Raw genomic sequence first — 22,612 nt, forward strand, 5'->3', positions numbered from 1 at the left:
TCGGGCACGCCTACGGTAAACCCCGTCCGGTGTAGACCCCCGTCCAGCAATCCCTGTCCGGCAATCCTCGTCCGCCCCCAACCCCTACCTCCGTGTCACCCGCACCCGGTAATTCCCCTCCGTGTCCGTGTCGAGTACCTGGACCGTGATGCCGGCTCGAGGGTCCTTGAAGGTCTCGCCGAGGGAGAAGGGAGCGTCGGAGAGTTCTGTCTGGACGTTGGGGCTGCGGGTGCAGCCGCCGCTGTGGGGGCGGGCGTCGTACACCGTGATCGGTCCGCGGCCGGTGTCCACCGTCGCGTCGACCTTGTAGATCAGGATGCCCGGTCGGCACACCGCCTCGTCGTTGCCGTCCTGGGTGTGCAGTTCCAGCGCGTACCCGCTGTGTGAGCCGGTCGGCACGAACACCAGCTTCTCGCCGCCCTTCCGCGACAGCGGCGTCAGCGTGTAGTCGGCACTGCCGGACAGCACCGCGCAGCTGACCTGCGCGGCGTCCAGCCAGCCCAGCTTCCACTTGTGCCAGCCGAGCAGATCGTTGCCGGCCCCCCAGTCCTCGCTCATGATGTCCCAGTGCCCGACCGCGCCGCCGCCGTCCTGCGTGTACAGGTCGGGCAGGCCGAAGGTGTGACCGTTCTCGTGCGGCAGCACCCGGTAGCCGGTGCGGCCGTAGGAGCCGGAGCCGTCGTCCTGGCGGGAGTAGATGAAGGACGCGTTGGCGACAGGGACGCCGTCGGCGACCGGGGCGTCACCGTTCCCGGCGAAGGTCACGGACAGCACCGTGTCCAGGGCGGACGGGCCGGCGTTCGGAGTGACCAGCACGTTGAGCAGGTCGTACGAGCGGAAGTCCACGTTGCCGTCGGCCGCGGCCACGATGTCCTGCACCAGTTGCCGGTAGCCGGGATCGAAGGGCGCGCCGCGCTCTATGCCGTACCCCTTGAAGGGCTTTGGCATCCGCAGCCAGCCGGTGATCGGGGTCTCCGGCACGTAGTCGAGCCGGCCGTACGAGGCGGTGCGGAACCACTCCTGGGTCTGCGGGAAGAACTCGTGGAAGCGGTCCATCGCACTGCCCTGGCCCGGTGCGTCGGAGAAGTCGATCATCACGGTCAGGGCGTGCACCGTGCCCGTGGAGCGGGAGTAGCCGTGCGGGGTGGGGATGCCTTCGGTCATCTGCACGTCGTTGCTGCCGTGGATCATGCAGGGTGCGAGGGGGGAGCGGGCCAGGCCGCCCGGCCCGGCGGTGGTGGGCGCCGCCAGGTGCCCGGTCCCGGCCGAGGTGCTGACCGCGAGGGTCAGCGCGGTCACCGCGGCGAGAGCGGCCACGCGGCGCGGGCGTATCCGACGGCGGCCACTCCCTCCGCCCGTACCACCACCCCCTCCCCCTCGACGCCTTTCACCCGTGCCGAACCCGCCGCCCGCTCCTCGCCCGCCACCCGCTCCCCGACCGCCCGCCGTGCCGAACTCGCCACCTGCTCCCGGCCCGCCGACCCAACCGAATCCGGGGCTGGTGCCGCCGCCGCTGCCGAATCGTCCGGCCGCCTCGAGCCGTTTGCCCGTGCCCTGCCCTCCGTCTGCGCCCCATCCGCTGCCCGCGCCGACCCGGCTGCCCGCGCCGAGTCGGTTGCCTGCGCCGTGCCCGCCACCTGCGCTACGTCCGCCGCCCGCACCGATCCCCTCGCCCCCACCCCCACCAACGCCCCCACCGGACCAAGCTCCGTCGGCCTCGTCGGTGACGTCCTCGTCGGTGAGGTCGGCGGCTGCGCGGCCGGGGGACGGCGGATACCCGTCGGAGACCCGCTCGCGGGGGAGGCGTATGCGGCGGGGCGGCTTCGGCTGCATGCATGGACCTTCCGCTCCACGGCAGCCGCCGGTCTCCGGCTGCACCCTTGCGATCACCCTGTGTCGGCAGGGAGGGGGGCGCGCGCTGGAGGAGACCGATCGTGGGAAAGCCGGTCCGCACAAGGGTGAATCCTGACCGGAGATGAGTGTGTCTCAGGTCACAGCGGTTCTTTTTGTGGGTGGGAAATATCCGGGGACCCTCTCCCCGTTTAGCCCTGTGTCCGAGCGAAACGGGGACGGCTTCCCCGGATCGTGATCACCGCCCCGCTGGGGCTCCATCGCTTCGAGTTCGAGGAGTATGCCGTGCCGACCGCAACCACCCCCGCGCCGCGCAAGGTGCCCCGGCCCCGGGCCGACGCCGTGCGCAACCGGGAGCGGATCGTCACCGCCGCCCGGGAGATGTTCGTCGAGTACGGCCCGCACGTGCCGCTGGACGACATCGCCCGCCGGGCCGGCGTCGGCAACGCCACGGTGTACCGCAACTTCCCCGACCGCGAGGCCCTCGTCCGCGAGGTCGTCTGCTCCGTCATGGACCGTACGGCCGAGGCGGCCGAGGTGGCCCTCGCCGAGACCGGGGACGCCTTCGCCGCGCTGGAGCGCTTCGTGCACGCCTCCGCCGACGAGCGGATCAGCGCGCTGTGCCCGATGATCTCCAGCACCTTCGACCAGCACCACCCCGACCTGGAGGCCTCCCGCGAGCGCGTCGAGCAGCTCATCGAGGAGGTCATGGGCCGGGCCAGGGCGGTCGGGCAGCTCCGGCCGGACGTGGGCGTCGGCGATGTGATGATCGCCGTGGCGCAGCTGAGCCGGCCCCCGGCCGGCACGGACTGTCTGCACGGCGACCGGTTCGTCCACCGCCATCTCCAGCTGTTCCTCGACGGCCTGCGGGCACCCGCCCGCTCCACCCTGCCGGGGGAGGCCGTGAGCATCAAGGAGCTGCGCAAGCCCTGACCGATTAGTTCGGCCCCCGGGCCCAGTCCACCTTCACGACCTCACGACCTCACGACCTCACGCCTTTTCGTCCTTTCGCCCGTACGTCCTTCCGCCCGCACGTCCTTCCTTCCTCGTGTCCCGTCGCGGCTGTCGTCGCCGACGAGGCGGCCGTCACCGCCGACGAGCCGTACGCCGAGCTGTCCAGCCACCAAGCCGCCAAGCCGCCATGCCGTAAAGCCGCAGCCGTCACGTTTTCCGTCGCTTTTTCCGTCACGAAAGTCCCGAAGTGGGTAACCCCATGTCCGAAACAGCCCTCAAGGCTCCCCGCGCCGCCGCCCCGAGCGGTGACGCCAACCGCTGGAAGGCGCTCGTCTTCATCGCGCTCGCCCAGCTGATGGTCGTCCTCGACGCCACCATCGTGAACATCGCGCTGCCCCACGCCCAGACCGACCTCGGCATATCCGACGGCAACCGGCAGTGGGTCGTCACGGCCTACGCCCTCGCCTTCGGCGGTCTGCTGCTCTTCGGCGGCCGGATCGCCGACAAGTGGGGCCGCAAGCGCGCCTTCGTCACCGGCCTGGCCGGCTTCGCCCTCGCCTCCGCACTGGGCGGCGCCGCCACCTCCGGCCCGATGATGTTCGGCGCCCGCGCCCTCCAGGGTGTCTTCGGCGCCCTGCTCGCCCCGGCCGCGCTCTCCCTGCTCGCCGTCATGTTCACCGACGCCAAGGAGCGCGCCAAGGCGTTCGGCATCTACGGCGCGATCGCGGGCGGCGGCGGTGCCGTCGGCCTGATCCTCGGCGGCTTCCTCACCCAGTACCTGAACTGGCGCTGGACGTTCTTCGTGAACATCCCGTTCGCCATCGTCGCCGCGGCCGGCGCCTACTTCGTCATCCGTGAGCCCGAGGGCGGCCGCAACCGCTCCCCGCTCGACATCCCCGGCGTGATCCTGTCCACCCTCGGCCTGGTCGCCCTCGTCTACGGCTTCACCCGCGCCGAGTCCGACGGCTGGGGCGACTCCGTGACCGTCGCGATGTTCGTCGCCTCCGCGGTGCTGCTGCTCTCCTTCGTGGTCGTGGAGTCCCGGGTCAAGGCCCCGCTGCTGCCGCTGCGCGTGGTGACCGACCGCAACCGCGGCGGCATCTACCTCTCCCTCGGCCTCGCGATCATCGGCATGTTCGGCCTGTTCCTCTTCCTGACCTACTACCTCCAGGTCGTGAAGGGCTACTCGCCGGTCAAGACCGGCTTCGCCTTCCTGCCGATGGTGGCCGGCATGATCACCGGCTCCACCCAGATAGGCACCCGGCTGATGACCCGGATCCCGGCCCGCTTCCTGATGGGTCCCGGCTTCCTGGTCGCCGCGCTCGGCATGCTGATCCTGACCCAGCTGAAGACCGACTCCTCGTACGGCACCCAGCTGCTGCCCGCGATGGTGCTGCTCGGCCTCGGTATGGGTACGGCCTTCATGCCGGCGATGTCCCTGGCCACCCAGGGCGTGCAGCCCCGGGACGCCGGTGTCGCCTCCGCGATGGTCAACACCTCGCAGCAGGTCGGCGGCGCGATCGGCACCGCCCTGCTGAACACCATCGCCGCCTCGGCGACCACGTCGTACATCAAGGGCCACATCGCCGGTGCCGCCGCCAAGCCGCAGCAGGAGCTGGTCAAGCTCCAGGGCATGGTGCACGGCTACAGCAGCGCGATCTGGTTCGCCGTCGGCATCCTGGCCCTGGCGTCCCTGATCGCCTTCACCTTCGTCAACGCCGGCCGCCCGGGCGGCAGCGAAGTGGTCAGCGGCGAGGGCGTCGAGGACGAGGTGCCGGTGCCGGTGGTGGCCCACTGACCCCGTCCGTGCGCTGATTCAGCTGAGTCAGCGGAGCCAGGGCAGGTCCGCACCCGCTTCGTTGGGCTGGAGGCCCTCGGCGACGATCTCCATGATCTCGCCGAGGGCCTTCTGCTGTTCCGGGGTGAGCCGGTCGAACATCGCCTGCCGCACGGCGGACACATGGCCGGGCGCGGTGCGTTTCAGCACGTCGAGCCCCTCCTCCGTGAGCACCGCGAACTGGCCGCGCTTGTCGGAGGGGCAGTCCTCGCGGCGCACCCAGCCGTTCTTCTCCAGGCGGGCGATCGCGTGCGACAGCCGGGAGCGGGTGATCTTCGACTTCATCGCCAGCTCGGTCATCCGCAGCCGCCGGCGCGGTGCCTCGGCGAGGCCGACGAGCAGGCCGTAGTAGATGTGCGGCATACCGGCGTCACGTTGCAGCTGCCGGTCGAGGTGGTCCTCCAGCAGGGTGGTGGCGTGCATGTATGCGCGCCAGACGCGCTGTTCCCCGTCGGTGAGCCAGCGGTGCTGTGCGGCGGCGGGATCGGAAGCCGGGTTCATGGGTCCCACTGTACGAGGCATCTCCTTGAAACTTGAACAAGTCAGACGTATGCTGCTCGGGAAAGAGCTTGAGAGTTAAAGCATCTGCTGTCGGGCATCTGCTGTTGAGCATTTGCTGTTGAGCATCTTTGGAGCCGCCGCGATGTCCGCCACCACCCAGGAGCGCATGCCCGCCCTGTACCTCAGCCATGGCGCCCCGCCGCTCGCCGACGACCCCGTCTGGCCCGGCCAGCTCGCCGCCTGGTCCGCGGACCTGCCCCGGCCCAAGGCGATCCTCATGGTCTCCGCCCACTGGGAGGAGGCCCCGCTCGCCCTCGGCGCGGTGCGCACGGTCCCGCTCGTCTACGACTTCTGGGGCTTCCCCGAGCACTACTACCGCGTCCGGTACGCCGCCCCCGGCGCCCCCGAGCTGGCCGCGTCCGTACGCAAGCTGCTGCGCGCCCCCGGCGTCCCGGTCCAGGACATCCCCGACCGCGGCCTCGATCATGGCGCCTACGTACCGCTCGTCGAGATGTACCCGGACGCCGACATCCCCGTCCTGCAGGTCTCCCTGCCCACCCTCGACCCGGTCCGCCTCATGGACGTCGGCCGCAAGCTCGCCCCGCTGCGCGACGAGGGCGTGCTGATCGTCGGCTCCGGCTTCTTCACCCACAATCTCGCGGCCCTGCGCCACACCGGAGGCGGCATACCGAGCTGGTCCTCCGAGTTCGACGACTGGGGCCGACGCGCCCTGGAGACCCGCGACTGGGACGCCCTGCTGGACTTCCTGGACAAGGCCCCGGCCGGCCGTTACGCCCATCCGCGCACCGAACACTTCGCCCCGCTCTTCGTCACCATGGGCGCGGCCGAGGCGGGCGGCGAGCTGGACGCGCAGAAGTCCGTGATCGACGGCTTCTGGATGGGCATGGCGAAGCGGTCGGTGCAGTTCGGCTGAGCCGGGATCCACGGCTGGGCCGGGCCTGGTGCGCAGGTGTTCGTGTGCGGGGCGGCTGGGCTTGTGCCCGGGGCGGCCTCTTGCGGGCGGGGCCCCTGCGCTCGGGGTGCTCTGGGCCAGTGTGCCCGGGGCCTTTGTGCGCGGGCTTCGCCTGGTAAGGGACGGATATGGCGTAGCTCTGGGTTTGCTGTGATTCCGTTTCCTTGGCAACCATCGGCCGGTGCGGGCCGTCTTCCGTGTCGGGAGGGCAGCCAAGGGCGGCGCACTCCCGGCTCGTCCGGAGTGAAGATCGCGGTGTCGAGTGCGACGGCCGTCTCGCGACCGCGTCGGTGACAGATCTCCGCGAGGGAGCCGAGGGAGCCGAGGATTCTCTCGACTCCCGGCCTGACCTGCACCTCTGTGTCTTCCGATGGCATCCTGCCCCCCATGTGGCGGAACAGGGTACTGCATGATCAGAAAAATTGAGGGGCGGGTTGGGAATTCTGTCCGGATTCCAGTCGTTGTTTCCCACGGATGCAGGGCACCTGGAGAGAGTCACCTAGGACTCGGAAGGAGTCCCGGAGACGGTCCCCGGAGTGCCGAGCGTTCAAGGACCACCCGCCAGCCCACATCTCAAGGGAGCACGCATGGCAACCCGTGCCGTCGCCCGTCGTCAGTCCGCCTCCGGCGAGACGGCCGACTCGGCAAGCAGTGTTCGCGCTCACGGCGGCGAGATCGCAGACCGCGACCTGGTCGGCATGTACCTCGACGAGATCGCGCGCACGCCGCTGCTCGACGCCGCAAAGGAAGTCGAGCTGTCCCAGACCATCGAGGCGGGTGTGTTCGCGCGGCAGGTCCTCGACGGCGAGGAGGAGTCCAGGGCGGACGCCACCCGTGAGGAGCTGGAGGCGCTCGTCGCCGCCGGTGAGCGGGCCAAGGACGTCTTCATCCGCTCCAACCTCCGCCTGGTCGTCGCGGTCGCCCGGCGCTACCCGCGCAGCGGCCTGCCCCTGCTGGACCTGATCCAGGAGGGCAACGCCGGTCTGGTGCGCGCCGTCGAGAAGTTCGACTACCGCAAGGGCTTCAAGTTCTCGACGTACGCCACCTGGTGGATCCGTCAGGCCATCACCCGCTCCATCGCCGATCAGTCCCGCACGATCCGGCTCCCCGTCCACCTGGTGGAGGAGCTGGGCCGCATCCGCCGTGTCCAGCGCGAGTTCAACCGCGAGCACGGCCGCGACCCGGAGCCCGCGGAGATCGCCAAGGAGCTGGGTGCGACCCCGGAGCGCGTCATCGACGTCCTCGACTGGGCCCGCGACCCGGTCTCGCTGAACATGTCGGTGGACGACGAGGGCGAGACCCAGTTCGGCGACCTCCTGGAGGACACCTCGGCGGTCTCCCCGGAGCAGTCCGTCCTGACCCTGCTGCGCAGTGAGGAACTGGACGACCTGATCGGCCGCCTGGACCAGCGCACGGCCTCCATCATCAAGATGCGCTACGGCATCGACGACGGCCGCGAGCGCACCCTGACCGAGGTCGGCAAGGAGCACGGCCTGACCCGCGAGCGCATCCGTCAGATCGAGAAGCACGCGCTGCTCGAGCTGAAGAAGCTGGCCCGGGACACCGGGTTCGACGCCGCGGCGTAGCCGGTCTCCCGGGGGTGCCTGGGGACGGCCGCCGTGGTGGGGGTGAGGGGTGTGCGTGGTTGTGGGCGTGCGATGCCCGGGACCGCGCACGCCGGTGGCGAAAGACGGCGCAAACATGGCGTGGTCCAGTCGCTTCAACGCCCGGGCCCGCGGGAAAAACCCTTGCGGGCCCAGCGCCGGGCCCGGGAACCGCGACCGCACTCCCCAACCGCACCAAGCCACAGCGGCGCCACAGCGCCAGGGTGTCACAGCGCCGCAGCGCCGCGGTGAATCCGTACCGCGGATCCGTACCGCACCGCGACAGACCGCACCGCCGCACATCGCACCGTTGCACACCGCACCACCGCACCACCGCACAGTGCACCGCCACACCGCATCGCGACAGACCACAGCCAGCCAGCCACGCACCGCACGGCGGGCAGCGCACCGCCGGCCGTCCCCACGTGAACCAGGTCCCGACGCACAATCCCCCCCCGGCGCCGGGACTTCCCCAAGCCGGGCTCCGGCACCCATCCCCCCTGGGCGCCGGAGCCCGGCCCTCTTGTCCGCACCTGACGGCAACTCGCCTTCGCCGTATGTCCGTTGGCGCCGGTCCGACGGGAGTCCGAGGGGTGTCCGGGTGTCCGTGCCGTGGCCTGAAGCAGCCGATCGGCCGCCCGCGTCCGAAGGCCCGGCTGATTGACTGGGCCGCATGACGTCATCCGCGTTCGAGACAGCCAGGCCCGATTCGGTCACCTACCTCGACCGGATCGCCGCTACCGACCTCGGCCGGTCGTACAAGGCACGCATGCTCGACGAACTCGGCCTCCAGACCGGGCACACCGTGCTCGACCTCGGCTGCGGTCCCGGTACCGATCTGCGGGCCCTCGCGGAGGCGGTCACCCCGGCCGGCTCCGTCATCGGCGTCGACCACGACCCCGCCATGGTGGACGCCGCCCGCGCCCGTACCGCCGGTCTGCCCGTGGTGGACGTACGCCCCGGCGACATCCACGACCTGGCGCTGCCCGGTCACTTCGCCGACCGGGCCCGTACCGACCGGGTCCTGCAGCATGTCGCCGACCCCCGGGCGGCGCTCGCCGAGATCCGCCGTGTCCTGCGGCCGGGCGGCCGGCTCGTCATGGGTGAACCCGACTGGGAGACCCTGGCCGTCGACCACCCGGACGGCGAACTGACCCGCGCCTACACCCGCCACGTGGCCGAACGCGTGGTACGCAACGCGGCCATCGGCCGGCAGCTCGCCCGGCTGGCGACCGACGCGGGCTTCACCGTCCCCGAGGTCGTCCCCGTCACCCCGGTCTTCCGCGACGTACAGGCCGCCGACCGCATCCTCGGTCTGGAACGCACGACGCGCCGCGCCGTCGCCGCCGGCTACTTCACCGACGAGGCGGCGGAATCCTGGCTGGGCCACCTCACGCGGGGACCGTTCCTCGCGACCGTCACCTTCTATGTGGTGGTGGCAGAGGCGTAGGCATGCGGTGGTGACGGAGGCCGTGGGCGCCGCCGGCACGCGCCTGACCACGGCGGACATGCTGGAGCGGCGGCCCACCCCGTACCTGAACCCCGGGGTGGACCGCCGGATGGCAGATTCTGCCATATGGGCATAGCCTGCCGGGATGAGCACCACCCCGCGCGCCGCCCACCAGCCGTTTTCCGCCTCCGCGCCGGTCTCGCTGACGGAACGCCGGAAGGCCGAGACCCGGATGGAGATCGCCCGGGCGGCGGGCGCGCTGTTCGTCCGCCAGGGCCTGCGGGCGACCCGCGCCGAGGACATCGCCCAGGCCGCGGGCATCGCACCCCGCACCTTCTACCGCTACTTCGCCACCAAGGAGGAAGCGGTCGCCCCTCTCTACGCGGCCGGCGCCCAGCGCTGGGCGGAAGCGGTCCGCGCGGCCCCGGCCCACCTCGCTGTCCCGGAAGCCCTGGAACACGCCGTCCACCACACCCTCACCCCCGGGATCGGTGTCTCGGCGGCGTCCTGGGAGTGGGTCCGCACCCTGATCCGCCTGGCCGACACCAGTCCCGCCCTGCGCAAGGTCTGGGCCGAGGTGTGCCAGGCGTCGGAGACGGTCCTGGGCGAGATCCTCGCGACCCGCCCCACCCCCACCGGGCCCCGTCCGGCCACCCCCGCCCTCCGCTTCACCGCGGCCGTCGCCGGCGCGGCCGTCCGCGTGGCCGTGGAATCCTGGGCCGCCACCTCCGCCCCGCCCACCGGCCCGGAGGGACCCGCGTCCCTGGCACTGCACAACCTCCGGGCCTTGCGAGGGTTCGACTGGGGCGGCGAGGGCTAGGGGGCGGCGTTTGGATCATGCCGGCGTCGCGGGCCCTGGCACGCACATCTGCCGCGTTGTCGTCACCCTTCTCCTGCGCCCCCCTGCTGCGACTGCGGCTGCGCACCCCCCGCCCGGCTCAGCCGGCCGCCCAACTCCCGTACACATTCCGCCAGTTCTCGCGGCTCTCGTACCGTGAACTCGTACCCCGTCATCGCCAGCCGTACCGCCAGCCACTCCGCGGGGCCGCCCGAGGTGCCCCGGAGGACGCAGCCGCCCTCGCCGTCGTCCTCCGGCGCCCCGAGCCACCCGGGCACCCGCATGGCGACCCGCTCGGCCGGCGCGGCGAAGCGCACCGCGAACTCGTACGTCTCCTGCCGTCGGTTGATGGACTGCCGCAGGTATTCGGCGGCGTCCCCCGTCGGCAACTCCCGCGGCGCGAACCGCACTCCGGTCGCGAACGGCTCGCGCACCCGGTCCACCCGGAACGTGCGCCAGTCGGCGCGGTCGAGGTCGTAGGCGACCAGGTACCACCGCCGTCCCGTCGACACCAGCCGGTGCGGCTCGGTCAGCCGCCGTGACTCACCCCCTTCCTTGTCGCGGTAGGCGAACCGCAGCCGCTCGTGCCCCGCCACCGTCGACGCCATCACGGTCAGCGTCTCCGGCGCGATGCTCGCCCCGTCCCCGCTGGTCAGCGGTGTGGTCGCGGCCTGCAAGGTGGACACCCGGTGGCGCAGCCGGGCCGGCAGCACCTGCTCCAGCTTGGCGAGGGCCCGCACCGACGCCTCGTCCACACCCGCCACCGCGTGCCCGGCACCGGCCCGCAGGCCCACCGCGATCGCGACCGCCTCCTCGTCGTCCAGTACCAGCGGTGGCATCGCCTTGCCCGCGACCAGCCGGTATCCGCCGTCCGCTCCCTTGGTCGCCTGCACCGGATAGCCCAGCTCCCTGAGCCGGTCGATGTCCCGTCGCACCGTACGGCGCGACACTCCGAGCCGATCGGCCAGCTCACCGCCGGGCCACTCGCGCGGAGTCTGGAGGAGCGAGAGCAACTGCAGCAGCCGGGCCGGTGTGTCGGTAGTCATGCAGACGAGAATGCCGTACGACTAGGACATGATCTGACCTAATGGAGTCCTAGCTTGGCGGACATGACCTCCACGGAACAGACCCTCACCTCTCGGCAGGCCCCGGACAGCGGGCCGGCCTCCGCCGACCGGCGACGCTGGTTCGCCCTGGCCATCGTCATGACCGCGGCCTTCATGGACCTGGTGGACGTGACGATCGTCAATATCGCCATCCCCTCCATCCAGCGGGACGCGGGCGCGTCGGTCAGCCAGATCCAGTGGATAACGGCGGGCTACGCCCTGGCCTTCGCGGCAGCGCTGATCACCGGTGGCCGCCTCGGCGACATCCACGGGCGCAGGCGCCTCTTCCTCATCGGTATCGGAGGCTTCACGCTCGCCTCCGCCCTGTGCGGTTTCGCCGCGAACCCGGAGATGCTCGTCGCCTCTCGGATTCTGCAGGGCGGTATGGCGGCGATGATGGTGCCGCAGGTCCTGTCGATCGTGCACGCCACCTTCCCGGCCCACGAACGCGGCAAGGTGTTCGGTCTGTTCGGTGCGATCGTCGGCCTGGGCGCGGTCTCCGGACCGCTGCTCGGCGCGCTGCTGACGGAGTGGAACCTGTTCGGCCTCGAATGGCGGCCCATCTTCCTCATCAACCTCCCCGTCGGTATCGCGGCCTTCCTCCTCGGCCGCCGCTTCATCACCGAGTCCAAGGCCCCGAAGGCGCTGAAGCTGGACCTCGTCGGTGTCGCCCTGGTCTCGCTGGGCCTGCTGATGCTGCTCTACCCGCTCACCCGCGGCCGTGAGCTGGGCTGGCCGCTGTGGGGGTACGTCTGTATGGCCGGTGCGCTCGTCGTCTTCGCCGCGCTGGTGTCGTACGAAAAACGGAAGGCGGCCCGGGACGGTTCCCCGCTCATCGAACTGTCCCTCTTCCGGGTGAAGAGCTTCGCCGCGGGCATCGCCGTACAGACCGTCTTCGGTGTCGCGCTCGGCATCTTCTTCCTGGTCTGGACGCTGTACATGCAGATCGGCCTGGGCTGGAGCCCGCTGCGGGCCGGGCTGACCGGGGTGCCGTTCTCGATCGCGGTGTCCGTGGCGGCCGGGATGTCGGTGCAGAAGCTGGTGCCGCGCTTCGGCCGCAAGGTGCTCCAGGCCGGCGCGCTGGTGATGGGGGCGGGCGTACTGCTCTATCTGTGGGAGGCCCACCGCTACGGCCTCGCCATCGCCTCCTGGCAGATGGCCCTGCCGCTGGTCGTGATGGGCGCCGGGATGGGTCTGATCGTCGCCCCGCTGACCGACGCGGTGCTCTCGGAGGTGCCGCGCGAGCACGCCGGTTCCGCGTCCGGGCTGATCAACACGGTGCAGCAGATGGGCAACGCGCTCGGCCTGGGACTCGTGTCGGTGGTGTTCTTCGGCGAGATCGGCGACCGGCCGGCCCCGGCGCAGGTCGGCCCGGCCTTCGTGCACGCCTTCCAGCACGCGCTGTGGTGGGTCGCCGGGATCATGGCCGCGATCTTCCTGCTGATGTCCGCCCTGCCGAAGCGGCCCGCACAGCATGTGGAAGGGGCGGCCGACGAGGAGCTTCCGGCGGCTGAGAGGCAGCCCGAGCTGGTCTCCTGACCGGGCACGGCCAGGCATGACCAGGCGCGGCGAGGGCCCGGCACCGACCAGGTGCCGGGCCCGCGTGCTGCCTACGGCGCCGGAAGTCCGTTCGTGCCCGATTCGAATCCGAACCTGTTTACTTTCCGGAAATCCGGGCGTAGCCTCCCAGTGAAACCACACGTTCGGGCATCAGGCAGAAGTGAACGGACATCAAGGCGGAGGCGAGCGGAATGTACGCACCGGAACGGCAGCAGGAGATCCTCCGGCTCGCCCGTGACGGCGGCCGGGTGGACGTGCTGTCGCTCGCCGAGGAGTTCCAGGTCACGGCGGAAACGATCCGCCGCGATCTGAAGGCCCTCGACCGCGCCGGCCTGGTCCGCCGGGTGCACGGCGGTGCCATCCCGGTCGGCCGCCTCGACTTCGAACCGGACCTCGCCGAACGCGAGGGCACGTCCGCCGACGAGAAGGACCGCATCGCCAAAGCGGCCCTCACCGAGTTGCCGAGCGAGGGCACGCTGGTCCTCGACGCCGGTACGACGGTGGCGCGGCTGGCTGCCGCCATCCCGCTGGAGGCCTCCCTCACCGTCGTCACACACAGCCTGCCCATCGCCGCCCGCCTCGCCGACCACCCGGGCATCCAGCTCCATCTGGTCGGGGGGCGCGTACGGCACCGTACGCGCGCCGCCGTGGACGCCTGGGCGCTGCGCGCGTACGGCGAGATCCGGGCTGACGTGCTGTTCGTGGCGGCCAACGGCTTCTCCGCCGAGCACGGTCTGACCACTCCCGACCTCGCCGAGGCCGCGGTGAAGCGGGCCGCGATCGCGGCCGCCCGCCGCGTCGTGCTGCTGGCCGACTCCTCCAAGCACGGCCAGGAGCACTTCGCCCGCTTCGGCGACCTGAGCGACGTGGACCTGCTGATCACCGACAGCGGGCTGAGCCCCGAAGACTCCGCCGCCATCGAACGCGGCGGCACGGAAGTAGTGCGCGCATGATCCTCACCGTCACCCCCAACCCGTCCCTCGACCGCACCTACGAGGTCCCCACCCTGGAACGCGGCGAGGTCATCCGCGCCACCGGCGAACGCATGGACCCGGGTGGCAAGGGCGTGAACGTGTCGCGCGCCGTCGCGGCCGCCGGACGGCGCACGGTCGCCGTTCTGCCCCTGGGTGGTGCGCCGGGGGCGCTCATCGCCGATCTGCTCGACGCGCAGGGCATCGAGGTCGCGCCGGTCCCGGTCGCCGGAGCCACCCGCTCCAACATCGCGCTCGCGGAGGCCGACGGGGTGCTCACGAAGATCAACGCGCCGGGCCCGGAACTGTCCGCCGCGGAACAGGAACTCCTCCTGGACACGGTGCGCACCCAGTCGCACGACGCCGACTGGATCGCGTGCTGCGGCAGCCTGCCCCGGGGGCTCGCGCCCTCGTGGTACGCCGATGTCGTCACGCGGGCGCACGCTGGAGGCGCGCGCATCGCCCTGGACACCTCGGGGCGTGCGCTGCTCGAAGCGCTGCGCGCGCGGCCCGACGTGGTGAAGCCGAACGCCGAGGAGCTTGCGGAAGCCGTTGCGCGCCCCCTCGCGACCGTGGGCGACGCGCTGAAGGCGGCCGAGGAGTTGCGCGGCATGGGCGCACGCGCCGTGCTCGCGAGCCTGGGCGCCGACGGACAGCTCCTCGTGGAGGACACGGGCGCCTGGTTCGCCCGGGCGCACGTGGAAACCGTCCGCAGCAACGTCGGCGCCGGCGACTCCTCCCTCGCCGGCTTCCTGATCGCCGGCGGCAGTGGCCCCGAGGCCCTCGCCTCCGCCGTCGCCCACGGCGCCGCCGCCGTCCAGCTCCCCGGCAGCGTGATGCCGACCCCCGCCGACCTGGACCCGACGGCGGTGACCGTCACGGCCGAGATCCCCCTCGACCGCGAACTGACGGAGCCGGTGTCATGACGGCCCTCGCGCTCCGCAGCGCACGCCCCGGCACCCGGCGACTGGGCGCGCGCCCCGCACCCCCGCGCCCGGAAGCATCCACCCGACCGGCCCCGATGCGGCGGAACCCCCCGTTACTCGCCGCGGCCACCGGGCGGCACCACCGGCCGAGCCACGGTGCTGCCTCTGGGAGGCGGAGTTTCCCCGGCCCCGCCTCCCGCCCGACCCCACGCCCGCACCGCACCCCCGTCCCCATTTCCGCCCGCCTCTCCCCCCGGGCGATACGCGTGCATAGGAGCCCGCGATGAGCGACATGATCACCCCGGACCTGGTCGACCTCGGCCTGTCCGCCGACACCAAGGAAGCGGCGGCGCGTGCCCTCGCCGAGCGCATGGTGGCCGAGGGCCGGGTGACCGACCTGGAGGGCTTCCTCGCCGACGTGGCCGCCCGCGAGGCCCAGATGCCGACGGGTCTCGACGGCGGCATCGGCATCCCGCACTGCCGCAGCGCCCATGTCACCGAGCCGACCCTGGCCTTCGGCCGCAGCGCGGCCGGCATCGACTTCGGCGCCCCGGACGGCCCGGCCGACCTGATCTTCCTGATCGCGGCGCCCGCCGGTGCCGACGACGCCCACCTGACGATCCTGTCCTCACTGGCCCGCCAGCTGATGAACACCGAGTTCACCTCGTCGCTGCGGGCGGTCGCCGACGCGCGGACGGCGGCGGCGCTGATCCGCGGCGACGAGACGCCGTCGGCGTCAACTGCGTCGGCGGAGCCTTCGGGGAAGGGCACGGCAGACACGGCCGGTTCGGACGCCGCCGCGGCGAGCGGCGGGAGTGCGCAGGCCGGTGCCGGTGCCCGTGCCGATGCCGGTGGTGCTGGTGCTGGTGCTGGTGCTGGTGCCGGGGGCGCGGCGAGCGCTTCGGGCGCCGATGAGGGCGCCGTGAGCGCCTCCAAGGACACCGCTGCGACGCCGGTGGCGGCCTCCGCCGGCGCCGCAGCGGGTACTACGGCAGCGCAGGCGGAGGAACAGGGCGCGTCCGCCCCCGCGCAGGCGACCCCCGCAGGTGCCGTCTCCGGTACGGAATCCGCCGCCGAGCCCGGCGGGCGCCCCTTCCGTATCGTCGCCGTCACCTCCTGCCCGACCGGCATCGCACACACCTACATGGCCGCCGAGTCCCTGGAGAAAGCGGGCCGTGAAGCGGGTGTCGAACTGGTCGTCGAGACACAGGGCTCGGCCGGTTTCACCCGGCTCGACCCGGCGGTGATCGAGGCGGCGGACGGCGTGATCTTCGCCCACGACGTCCCCGTACGCGACAAGGACCGCTTCGCCGGCAAGCCGACCGTCGACGTCGGGGTGAAGGCGGGCATCAACCGCCCCGCCGAACTCATCGGCGAGGTGCGCGGGAAGGCGGCGCGCGGCGAGGCGAGCGCGCCGGCGCCCGCAACCGGCGGCACACCGGTCGAGCGCACGGGCGACTCCACCGAGGGCTACGGCACCAAGCTCCGCAAGTGGCTGATGTCCGGCGTCAGCTACATGGTCCCGTTCGTCGCCGCGGGCGGTCTCCTCATCGCCCTGGGCTTCGCGATCGGCGGATACAAGATCAACAAGGCGCCGTCGGTGATGGACCACTTCGTGTGGACCCAGGCCGACAGCTGGGGCGCCCTGCTCTTCCAGATCGGCGCCGTGGCCTTCGGCTTCCTGGTCCCGGTCCTGGCCGGCTACATCGCCTACGGCATGGCCGACCGGCCCGGCCTGGTGCCCGGCTTCGTCGGCGGTGCGATCTCACTGACCATCAACGCGGGCTTCCTCGGCGGCCTGGCGGCCGGTCTGACCGCCGGTGGCGTGGTGTTGAGCATCCAGAAGGTGCGGATCCCCCCGGCGTTGCGCGGCATCATGCCGGTGGTGGTGATCCCGCTGATCTCCTCGGCGATCGTCGGATTCCTGATGTTCGTCGTGATCGGCAAGCCCATCGCCACCGCCCAGAAGGGCCTCACCGACTGGCTGAACGGCCTCACCGGCACCAACGCGATCCTGCTCGGCGCCCTGCTCGGCCTGATGATGTGCTTCGACCTGGGCGGCCCGGTCAACAAGGTCGCCTACACCTTCGCCACCGCCGGCATCGCGGTCTCCAACCCCAGCGACTCCGCGATGAAGATCATGGCCGCGGTGATGGCGGCCGGCATGGTCCCGCCGCTGGCGATGGCCCTGGCCACCACCGTGCGCGGCAGGCTCTTCACCCAGACCGAGCGCGAGAACGGCAAGGCCGCCTGGGTGCTGGGCGCCTCCTTCATCTCGGAGGGCGCGATCCCGTTCGCCGCGGCGGACCCGCTGCGGGTCATCCCGTCCGCCATGGTCGGCGGCGCGCTCACCGGCTCCCTCTCCATGGCCTTCGGCGCCACCCTGCGCGCCCCGCACGGCGGCATCTTCGTGGTCCCGCTGATCGGCAACCCGTTCCTGTACCTGATCGCCATCGCGGCCGGCGTCTGCGTCACCACGGCCCTGGTCGTCTTCCTCAAGGGCATGCGCAAGCAGACCGCCGAGACCACGGCCACCGGCCGCGCCGCGAACGCGGCCGCGTCTTCGAAGGAGACCAAGCAGCCGGTGGCGGCCTGACCGCCGCACCGCCTGCACGCCGCGCCTTGTCCCTTTAGTTCGCTGTGAGTTGTTCACGGCACCTGCGAGATACATCACGGTCCGGGACCAAAGTCCCGGACCGTGATGTGTACTGGAACGCATGCCTGAGCACGTCGCGACTCTCCAGCTGATCGGCGTGGCCGTCCTTGCCGTGGCGGCCGTCGTCTGGGCCGCCGTCCTGCTGCGCCTGCTGGGCCGCACCGGCCTCCAGGCACCCGCCCGGCGGACCATGACTCCCCTCCCGGCCCTGCCGCACCAGAGCCGGGTCGGCCCCCCGCTGGAGTCCGTCGAGCTGACCCCGGCGGAACAGGACGCGTTCGCGGGCCTGGTCCGACGACTCGCCAACGGCTGACGACTGACGACTGACGGTCAACGGCTGACGGCTGACGTCTGACGGCCAATGGCTGGCGACTGGCGACTGGCGACTGCGACTGGTGGCTGACGGCCGGTGGCCGGTGGCGGAAGGGCGTCCGAAACGCTCCCGGAGGCCGGGCGCACACCCTCGCGCCAACGCGCGCCCCCGTTTCCGCGCCCCGCTACCCCTGTCGCGCCGCGCGCCGCTCCATGGCGTCCCGTGCCGCGTCCTCCGACATGTAGACCTCGCACATGTGCCGCCCGTCCGGTGTGGCCGTGTGCTCCACCTCCCACAGGGAGACCTCGCGCCCGTCCAGCAGCAGGAACGCGTGCTCGTACAGCGCGTAACTCAGCCCCACTCGCCCGGCCCGCCCCGGGCGCCCGAACGCCTGCGTGATCTCGTGTGCGGTCGCTGTCGCCAGCAGCGCCGCCGTCTCCGCGCCGGGCCGGTCCGGATTCTCCGCGCGGCGCAGAAGCCGGCGCGCGTGGTCCGCCGAGTCGTCGGAGGCGAACACATGCCGGGGCTCAGGAATCGCCCACAGCCGCATCAGCGCGGGCAGCTCGAACTCCGGGGCGTCCGGCGGCAGTCCGAGCCGCGCCGTGGCCGTCTGCAACTCCTCCTCGTCGGCATACACCTCGTGCTCCGGGGCGCCGCCCGGCGTGGGGTTGTGGACGAGTTCCCACAGCGTGAGGGCCGAGCCGTCGGCGAGCAGCCAGGTGTGCCGGTACGTCTCCCGGTGCAGCCCCGCGCTGTGGTACGCGGAGTGCAGCGAACTGTCCTGCGCCAGCGCGCAGTCGAGCTGCTGTACCACCTCGTCCGGCAACTCGAAGGAGTTCAGGGCACGGCCGAGGAGCCGCGCGAGATGCTCCTCCGGAGACTCGGGCGACTCGGCTGGTTCGTACGCTGCTGTCTCGTACGGAACGCTCAAGGCATCTCCCGGCGTTGCTGCATGTCACCTTGTGGGTGCATACCGTAGCCCCTCGGTCGGACATCATGTCCGGGAACCGAGAAAACGTACGCCGGGAAAACGCCTCGGCCGCGCGAGAAGTTCCCGCGCGGCCTCATGCCGGGTCAAAAACCGCCGCTCAGGCGGCACTTCCCGCGGTCCAGGCGCTCCACGGCATGTTCCAGCCGTTGAGCCCGTTGTCCGGGGCGACCGTCGAGTCGGGGGAGTTCTTCACGATCACGACGTCCCCGATGAGCGAGTTGTCGTAGAACCACTTGGCCGAGGTGTCGCCCTGCGCCCCCTGCACGTCTGCGAGCCCGACACAGCCGTGGCTGGTGCCCGCGCTGCCGAAGGGCGGGTTCCCCTTGTCGTACCAGTAGTTGCCGTGGATGAACGTCCCCGATGACGTCAGCCGCATCGCGTGCGGCACGTCCGCGATGTCGTACTCCCCGCCGAAGCCGACCGTCGAGCCGTTCATACGGGTCTGCACGAACTTCTCGGAGATCACCATCTGCCCGTTGTACGTCGTGTGCTGCGCGCTGCCCGCGGAGATCGGCACCGTCTTGATCGTCTTGCCGTCCCGCACGACTGTCATCATCTGTGTGCTGGCGTCGACCGTGGAGACCTGCGAGCGCCCGACGGTGAAGGAGACGGTCTTCTTCTGCACCCCGTAGACGCCGCTCGTGCCCTGGACCCCGTCCAGGTCGATCTTCATCGTGACCTTGGACCCGGCCTTCCAGTACTCCTGCGGCCGGAAGTCCAGCCGCTGGTCCCCGAACCAGTGCCCGGCCACCTGCTGACCGCTGCTGGCGTTCACCGTGATGTGCGACTGCACGGCCTTCTTGTCGGTGATCGCCTTGTCGAAGGTGAACGACACCGGCATGCCCACCCCGACCGTGCTGCCGTCGTCCGGTGTGTAGGTGCCGATGAAGCTGTTCGCCGAGGTGACGGTGGTGAAGATGGAGTTGGCCGCCGCGGTGCGCCCGTTCGCGTCCTTCGCGGTCGCGGCTACCTCGTACTTCGTCCCGCGCTCCAGCTGCGCCTTCGGCCGCCAGCTGCTGCCGTCCGCCGATATCGCCCCGGCCACGCTCTGCCCGGACCCCGCCACGGTCATCTTCACGTCGGTCAGCTTGCCGTCACTGACCTTCACGCCGGTCGCGTTGATGGACGCGCCGGTCGAACCGTCCTTCGCCGAGATCGCGATCTTCGCCGTCGACGTCTTGGGGGAGTCCTTGCCGCCCTTGTCGTTGCCGGCGCTGGCGTTGCCGCCGCAAGCGGTCAGGGTGAGGGCGCCGACCATCAAGGCGGCACAGGCCCCCAGTGCGCGCCGCGCTGCAATGTCCGGCGTTGTCACGAGCTGCTCCAGGTTCATGTGATGTGCGTGGTCCGTTCCGGTGCGTGAAGAAAGAGTGCGAGGGTGCAAGGGAAGGTTCCCTCCAGCTCCGGTGAACGCCATCACGTGACAGAACCGCGACAATTCAGCCCCGGCAGACGCCTCGCGCCTGCCTCCGCGGCGCACTCCGGCCCCAACAGCGCACGGGAATCCGCAGGTTGGCGAGGAGCGCGGACGGACTGCACACGAGGGGATGCGACCGACCCGCACCACCCCTACCGCTGTCCGTACAGCTCCCCGTACGACGGCCACACTCCGCCCGGCCCGTCGACCGACTCGGCGGCGTGCACACCCCGGACGATCGCGCGCGTCACAAGATCCGCACCGGCGGCCAGGATGTCGTTGAGCGCCAAGGCGTGCCCGTCGAGCGGACGCGTGCCGGTCGCCAGCGCGAACACCGTGTCCCCGTCGTGCAGGAGATGCACCGGCCGTACGGCGCGCGCGATCCCGTCGTGCGCCGTCCCCGCCAGCTTCTGCGCCTGCGCCTTGGAGAGGTCCGCGTCAGTGGCCACCACCGCGAGCGTCGTGTTGAGCGGGGGCGGTGCGCTCTTGGCGGCAGCTTCGTCGAGGCGCCGGCGCGCGGCTTCGACCACGTCCTCCTGCGGGTACTCCACCCGCCCGTCCAGCAACAACTCCCCGTACAGCGCTCCCGTTCCGGGATCCGCCACGGCTCCCGCAGCGTTCACGACCGCCAGCGCGGCCACGGTGATCCCCGAATCGAGCACCGTGCTCGCGGTGCCCACCCCACCCTTGATCCGGCCCGCCACGGCGCCCGCGCCGGCCCCGACACACCCCTGGGGCACCCGGGCACCCGGCAGGGCCACCGCCGCGGCCTCCACCGCCGCGCGCCCCGTCGCCGCGTCGGGCCGCGCGCGGAAGTTCCCCCCGCGTCCCAGGTCGAAGAGGCACGCGGCGGGCACCACCGGCACGACGTGCGCCGGGTCCGGTCCCACCCGTACTCCGCGGCCCTGCTCCTCGAGCCAGGCCATCACCCCGGAGGCCGCGTCGAGCCCGTACGCGCTGCCACCGGTCAGCACGATCGCGTCGACCCGCTGCACCACGTTGCGCGGGTCGAGGGCGTCGGTCTCCTTCGTGCCGGGGCCGCCGCCACGCACATCCACCGCGGCGACGGCGCCGCCCTCGGGAGCGAGGACGACCGTGGTGCCGGTGAGCCAGCCGTCCTCGCGGCGGGTGGCGTGCCCGACCCGTACCCCGGCGACGTCCGTCAATGCGTCAACTGTCATGGGGGCAAGTCTGGCCCGCCCAGGCTGCCGCCGAGGGTCAGCCGGCCGGCTCCGTGGCGTTCGCCGTACGCTTTCTGCCGGCCGTGCGCGCCGTCAGCGCCGTCCCGGTCGCCACCGCGGCCGCGGACACGAGCCCTGCCGCGAGCACCGCCCAGTGGCCGAGGAAGGTGCAGCAGATCACCAGCAGTGCCGTGACCGGCAGCACCAGCTGTTGGGCGATACCGACCTTGAAGTGCCGCGAGTGCAGCGCCCAGACCGTCAGCAGGTAGAGCGCCGTGGGCAGGGTCACGGCCGCCGAGGCTGCCAGCACGGAGATGTGGGCCTTGCCGACCGCCTGTTCCACGGCCACCTCCAGGCCGGCGCCGATCGCCGCGGCCGAGGCGAAGATCAGGTAGTGACCGTAGCCCCACAGGAACGCCTGCCCGTTGGAACGCAGGTGGCCATGGATGGGCACCGCGAAGTAGATCCACCAGGCGGAGAAGACGATCAGCAGGCCGCCCGCCGCGATCGGCAGCAGCTCACCCAGCGCGTTGTGCTCGTCCACGGCCGACTTCACGGCGACCGTCGCCGCGGAGACCGTCTCGCCGAGCACGATGATGGTGAACAGGCCGTACCGCTCGGCGATGTGATGCGGGTGCCAGGAGGTCTCGTGGTCCTTCTCGGCGAACAGCGGTACGCACATCTCCGCGACCGCCATCACGAGGAACACCCAGGGCCGTGCGGGCCCGGGCAGCACCACCAGCCCGGCCCAGCCGACCTGGCACAGCAGCACACCGCACGCGTAGCGGCGCGCCGTGCTTCTCTCCGTGCCCGAGGCCGATCCCGCGGCTCTCAGCCACTGCGCGGCCATCGCCAGCCGCATGATCACATAGCCGATCCAGACCACCAGGTAGTCGTGCTGCTGGAAGGCCCGGGAGATGCCGGCGGCCAGCACCAGGACGCCGGCGATCTGCACCAGGGTGACGACCCGGTAGAGCGCGTCGTCGTTGTCGTACGCCGAGGCGAACCAGGTGAAGTTCATCCAGGCCCACCAGATGGCGAAGAACTGCATGGCGTAGTTGAGGATTCCGTCGCCCGCGTGTCCTTCGGAGACGGCGTGCACCAGCTGCACGCCCGCCTGTGCGATCGCCACGACGAAGCACAGGTCGAAGAAGAGTTCCAGCGGGGAGGAGACCCGGTGCGCTTCGTCGCGCCCGCGCGCGGTGAGCCGCCGCAGGACTCCGGGGGAGTGGGGCGCGCCCGGGGAAGCGGGCGCCGGATCGGAACTCGACGTCATGCCTCCCAGGACAGCAGAAAACCGGCCCAAAATCCTGTGAGCGGATCCCCACACGGACGGGGTCCGAAGATCCGACAAAAGTCCCAGGTCAGAGCGGGCTTCTGTGCCCGCGTCGAGGGCCCGGCACGGGTCACCGGCGAGCGCCTCGGCCGCGACACCGTCCTTGTCGCCCACGACACCGGCATCCTCGCCGGCCCGCCCGGACGGCTC

Annotated in this window: 19 protein-coding genes; 11 read left to right on the forward strand and 8 right to left on the reverse strand. The window is 71.5% G+C overall.

What is annotated here, in order from left to right; genetic code table 11:
• Nucleotides 1-84: 84 nt before the first annotated feature.
• Both A6P39_RS24235 and A6P39_RS24240 read right to left on the reverse strand, forming a co-directional pair.
• Complete coding sequence (locus A6P39_RS24235) at nucleotides 85-1,317, reverse strand: M6 family metalloprotease domain-containing protein (RefSeq protein WP_067040392.1); 1,233 nt, start codon at nucleotides 1,315-1,317, stop codon at nucleotides 85-87.
• Entirely contained in the window at nucleotides 1,296-1,463 is a 168-nt protein-coding gene (locus tag A6P39_RS24240) for a hypothetical protein (protein ID WP_159395961.1), read from the reverse strand. Before A6P39_RS24240 ends, A6P39_RS24235 begins: the two co-directional genes overlap by 22 nt.
• Before the next feature lie 673 nt (nucleotides 1,464-2,136).
• On the opposite strand from A6P39_RS24240, the gene A6P39_RS24245 reads away from it, so the two are divergent.
• Nucleotides 2,137-2,784, forward strand: a complete 648-nt coding sequence (locus tag A6P39_RS24245) for a TetR/AcrR family transcriptional regulator (protein WP_275883900.1) — start codon at nucleotides 2,137-2,139, stop codon at nucleotides 2,782-2,784.
• Between the two features lie 280 nt (nucleotides 2,785-3,064).
• The gene (locus A6P39_RS24250; RefSeq protein ID WP_067050172.1) at nucleotides 3,065-4,603 is read left to right on the forward strand and encodes an MFS transporter; all 1,539 of its coding nucleotides are present in this window, start codon (nucleotides 3,065-3,067) and stop codon (nucleotides 4,601-4,603) included.
• A 27-nt stretch (nucleotides 4,604-4,630) separates the two neighbouring features.
• Here A6P39_RS24250 and A6P39_RS24255 read toward each other — a convergent pair whose 3' ends face one another.
• Entirely contained in the window at nucleotides 4,631-5,143 is a 513-nt protein-coding gene (locus A6P39_RS24255; RefSeq protein ID WP_067050169.1) for a MarR family winged helix-turn-helix transcriptional regulator, read from the reverse strand.
• Nucleotides 5,144-5,285: 142 nt separating this feature from the next.
• Here A6P39_RS24255 and A6P39_RS24260 point away from each other — a divergent pair, with 142 nt between their 5' ends.
• From A6P39_RS24260 to A6P39_RS24275, 4 genes are all read left to right on the forward strand, one after another.
• The gene (locus tag A6P39_RS24260) at nucleotides 5,286-6,077 is read left to right on the forward strand and encodes a dioxygenase family protein (RefSeq protein ID WP_067050166.1); all 792 of its coding nucleotides are present in this window, start codon (nucleotides 5,286-5,288) and stop codon (nucleotides 6,075-6,077) included.
• 626 nt (nucleotides 6,078-6,703) lie between these two features.
• The gene (locus A6P39_RS24265; protein WP_067050163.1) at nucleotides 6,704-7,702 is read left to right on the forward strand and encodes a sigma-70 family RNA polymerase sigma factor; all 999 of its coding nucleotides are present in this window, start codon (nucleotides 6,704-6,706) and stop codon (nucleotides 7,700-7,702) included.
• A gap of 691 nt (nucleotides 7,703-8,393) precedes the next feature.
• A complete protein-coding gene (locus A6P39_RS24270; protein ID WP_067050160.1) occupies nucleotides 8,394-9,170 on the forward strand; it encodes a methyltransferase domain-containing protein in 777 nt (258 codons plus the stop codon).
• A 232-nt stretch (nucleotides 9,171-9,402) separates the two neighbouring features.
• Nucleotides 9,403-9,990, forward strand: coding sequence for a TetR/AcrR family transcriptional regulator (locus tag A6P39_RS24275; RefSeq protein ID WP_067050208.1), 588 nt, complete (start codon nucleotides 9,403-9,405; stop codon nucleotides 9,988-9,990).
• Between the two features lie 62 nt (nucleotides 9,991-10,052).
• Here A6P39_RS24275 and A6P39_RS24280 read toward each other — a convergent pair whose 3' ends face one another.
• Complete coding sequence (locus tag A6P39_RS24280) at nucleotides 10,053-11,054, reverse strand: helix-turn-helix transcriptional regulator (RefSeq protein ID WP_199840883.1); 1,002 nt, start codon at nucleotides 11,052-11,054, stop codon at nucleotides 10,053-10,055.
• Nucleotides 11,055-11,117: 63 nt separating this feature from the next.
• Here A6P39_RS24280 and A6P39_RS24285 point away from each other — a divergent pair, with 63 nt between their 5' ends.
• The 5 genes from A6P39_RS24285 to A6P39_RS24305 all read left to right on the forward strand — a co-directional run bounded on the left by A6P39_RS24285 (nucleotide 11,118) and on the right by A6P39_RS24305 (nucleotide 17,540).
• Nucleotides 11,118-12,653 (forward strand): MFS transporter, encoded by a 1,536-nt coding sequence (locus A6P39_RS24285; RefSeq protein WP_067050157.1) that lies wholly within the window; start codon nucleotides 11,118-11,120, stop codon nucleotides 12,651-12,653.
• A 212-nt stretch (nucleotides 12,654-12,865) separates the two neighbouring features.
• The gene (locus A6P39_RS24290) at nucleotides 12,866-13,627 is read left to right on the forward strand and encodes a DeoR/GlpR family DNA-binding transcription regulator (protein WP_067050154.1); all 762 of its coding nucleotides are present in this window, start codon (nucleotides 12,866-12,868) and stop codon (nucleotides 13,625-13,627) included.
• Nucleotides 13,624-14,571, forward strand: a complete 948-nt coding sequence (pfkB, locus tag A6P39_RS24295; RefSeq protein WP_067050151.1) for a 1-phosphofructokinase — start codon at nucleotides 13,624-13,626, stop codon at nucleotides 14,569-14,571. Before A6P39_RS24290 ends, pfkB begins: the two co-directional genes overlap by 4 nt.
• A gap of 283 nt (nucleotides 14,572-14,854) precedes the next feature.
• Nucleotides 14,855-17,167 (forward strand): PTS fructose transporter subunit IIABC, encoded by a 2,313-nt coding sequence (locus A6P39_RS24300; RefSeq protein ID WP_067050148.1) that lies wholly within the window; start codon nucleotides 14,855-14,857, stop codon nucleotides 17,165-17,167.
• Between the two features lie 121 nt (nucleotides 17,168-17,288).
• Nucleotides 17,289-17,540 (forward strand): hypothetical protein, encoded by a 252-nt coding sequence (locus A6P39_RS24305; protein WP_067050145.1) that lies wholly within the window; start codon nucleotides 17,289-17,291, stop codon nucleotides 17,538-17,540.
• Nucleotides 17,541-17,724: 184 nt separating this feature from the next.
• Here A6P39_RS24305 and A6P39_RS24310 read toward each other — a convergent pair whose 3' ends face one another.
• The 4 genes from A6P39_RS24310 to A6P39_RS24325 all read right to left on the reverse strand — a co-directional run bounded on the left by A6P39_RS24310 (nucleotide 17,725) and on the right by A6P39_RS24325 (nucleotide 22,402).
• Entirely contained in the window at nucleotides 17,725-18,471 is a 747-nt protein-coding gene (locus A6P39_RS24310) for a DUF6227 family protein (protein WP_067050143.1), read from the reverse strand.
• Nucleotides 18,472-18,628: 157 nt separating this feature from the next.
• Nucleotides 18,629-19,843 carry a L,D-transpeptidase gene (locus tag A6P39_RS24315; RefSeq protein ID WP_107304426.1) on the reverse strand — a complete coding sequence of 405 codons (1,215 nt, stop codon included), beginning with the start codon at nucleotides 19,841-19,843 and terminating at the stop codon, nucleotides 18,629-18,631.
• Nucleotides 19,844-20,097: 254 nt separating this feature from the next.
• Nucleotides 20,098-21,126, reverse strand: a complete 1,029-nt coding sequence (locus A6P39_RS24320) for a P1 family peptidase (protein ID WP_107304425.1) — start codon at nucleotides 21,124-21,126, stop codon at nucleotides 20,098-20,100.
• A 37-nt stretch (nucleotides 21,127-21,163) separates the two neighbouring features.
• A complete protein-coding gene (locus tag A6P39_RS24325; protein WP_067050138.1) occupies nucleotides 21,164-22,402 on the reverse strand; it encodes a low temperature requirement protein A in 1,239 nt (412 codons plus the stop codon).
• Nucleotides 22,403-22,612 lie beyond the last annotated feature (210 nt).

It is taken from the genome of Streptomyces sp. FXJ1.172, assembly GCF_001636945.3.
GTDB lineage: Bacteria > Actinomycetota > Actinomycetes > Streptomycetales > Streptomycetaceae > Streptomyces.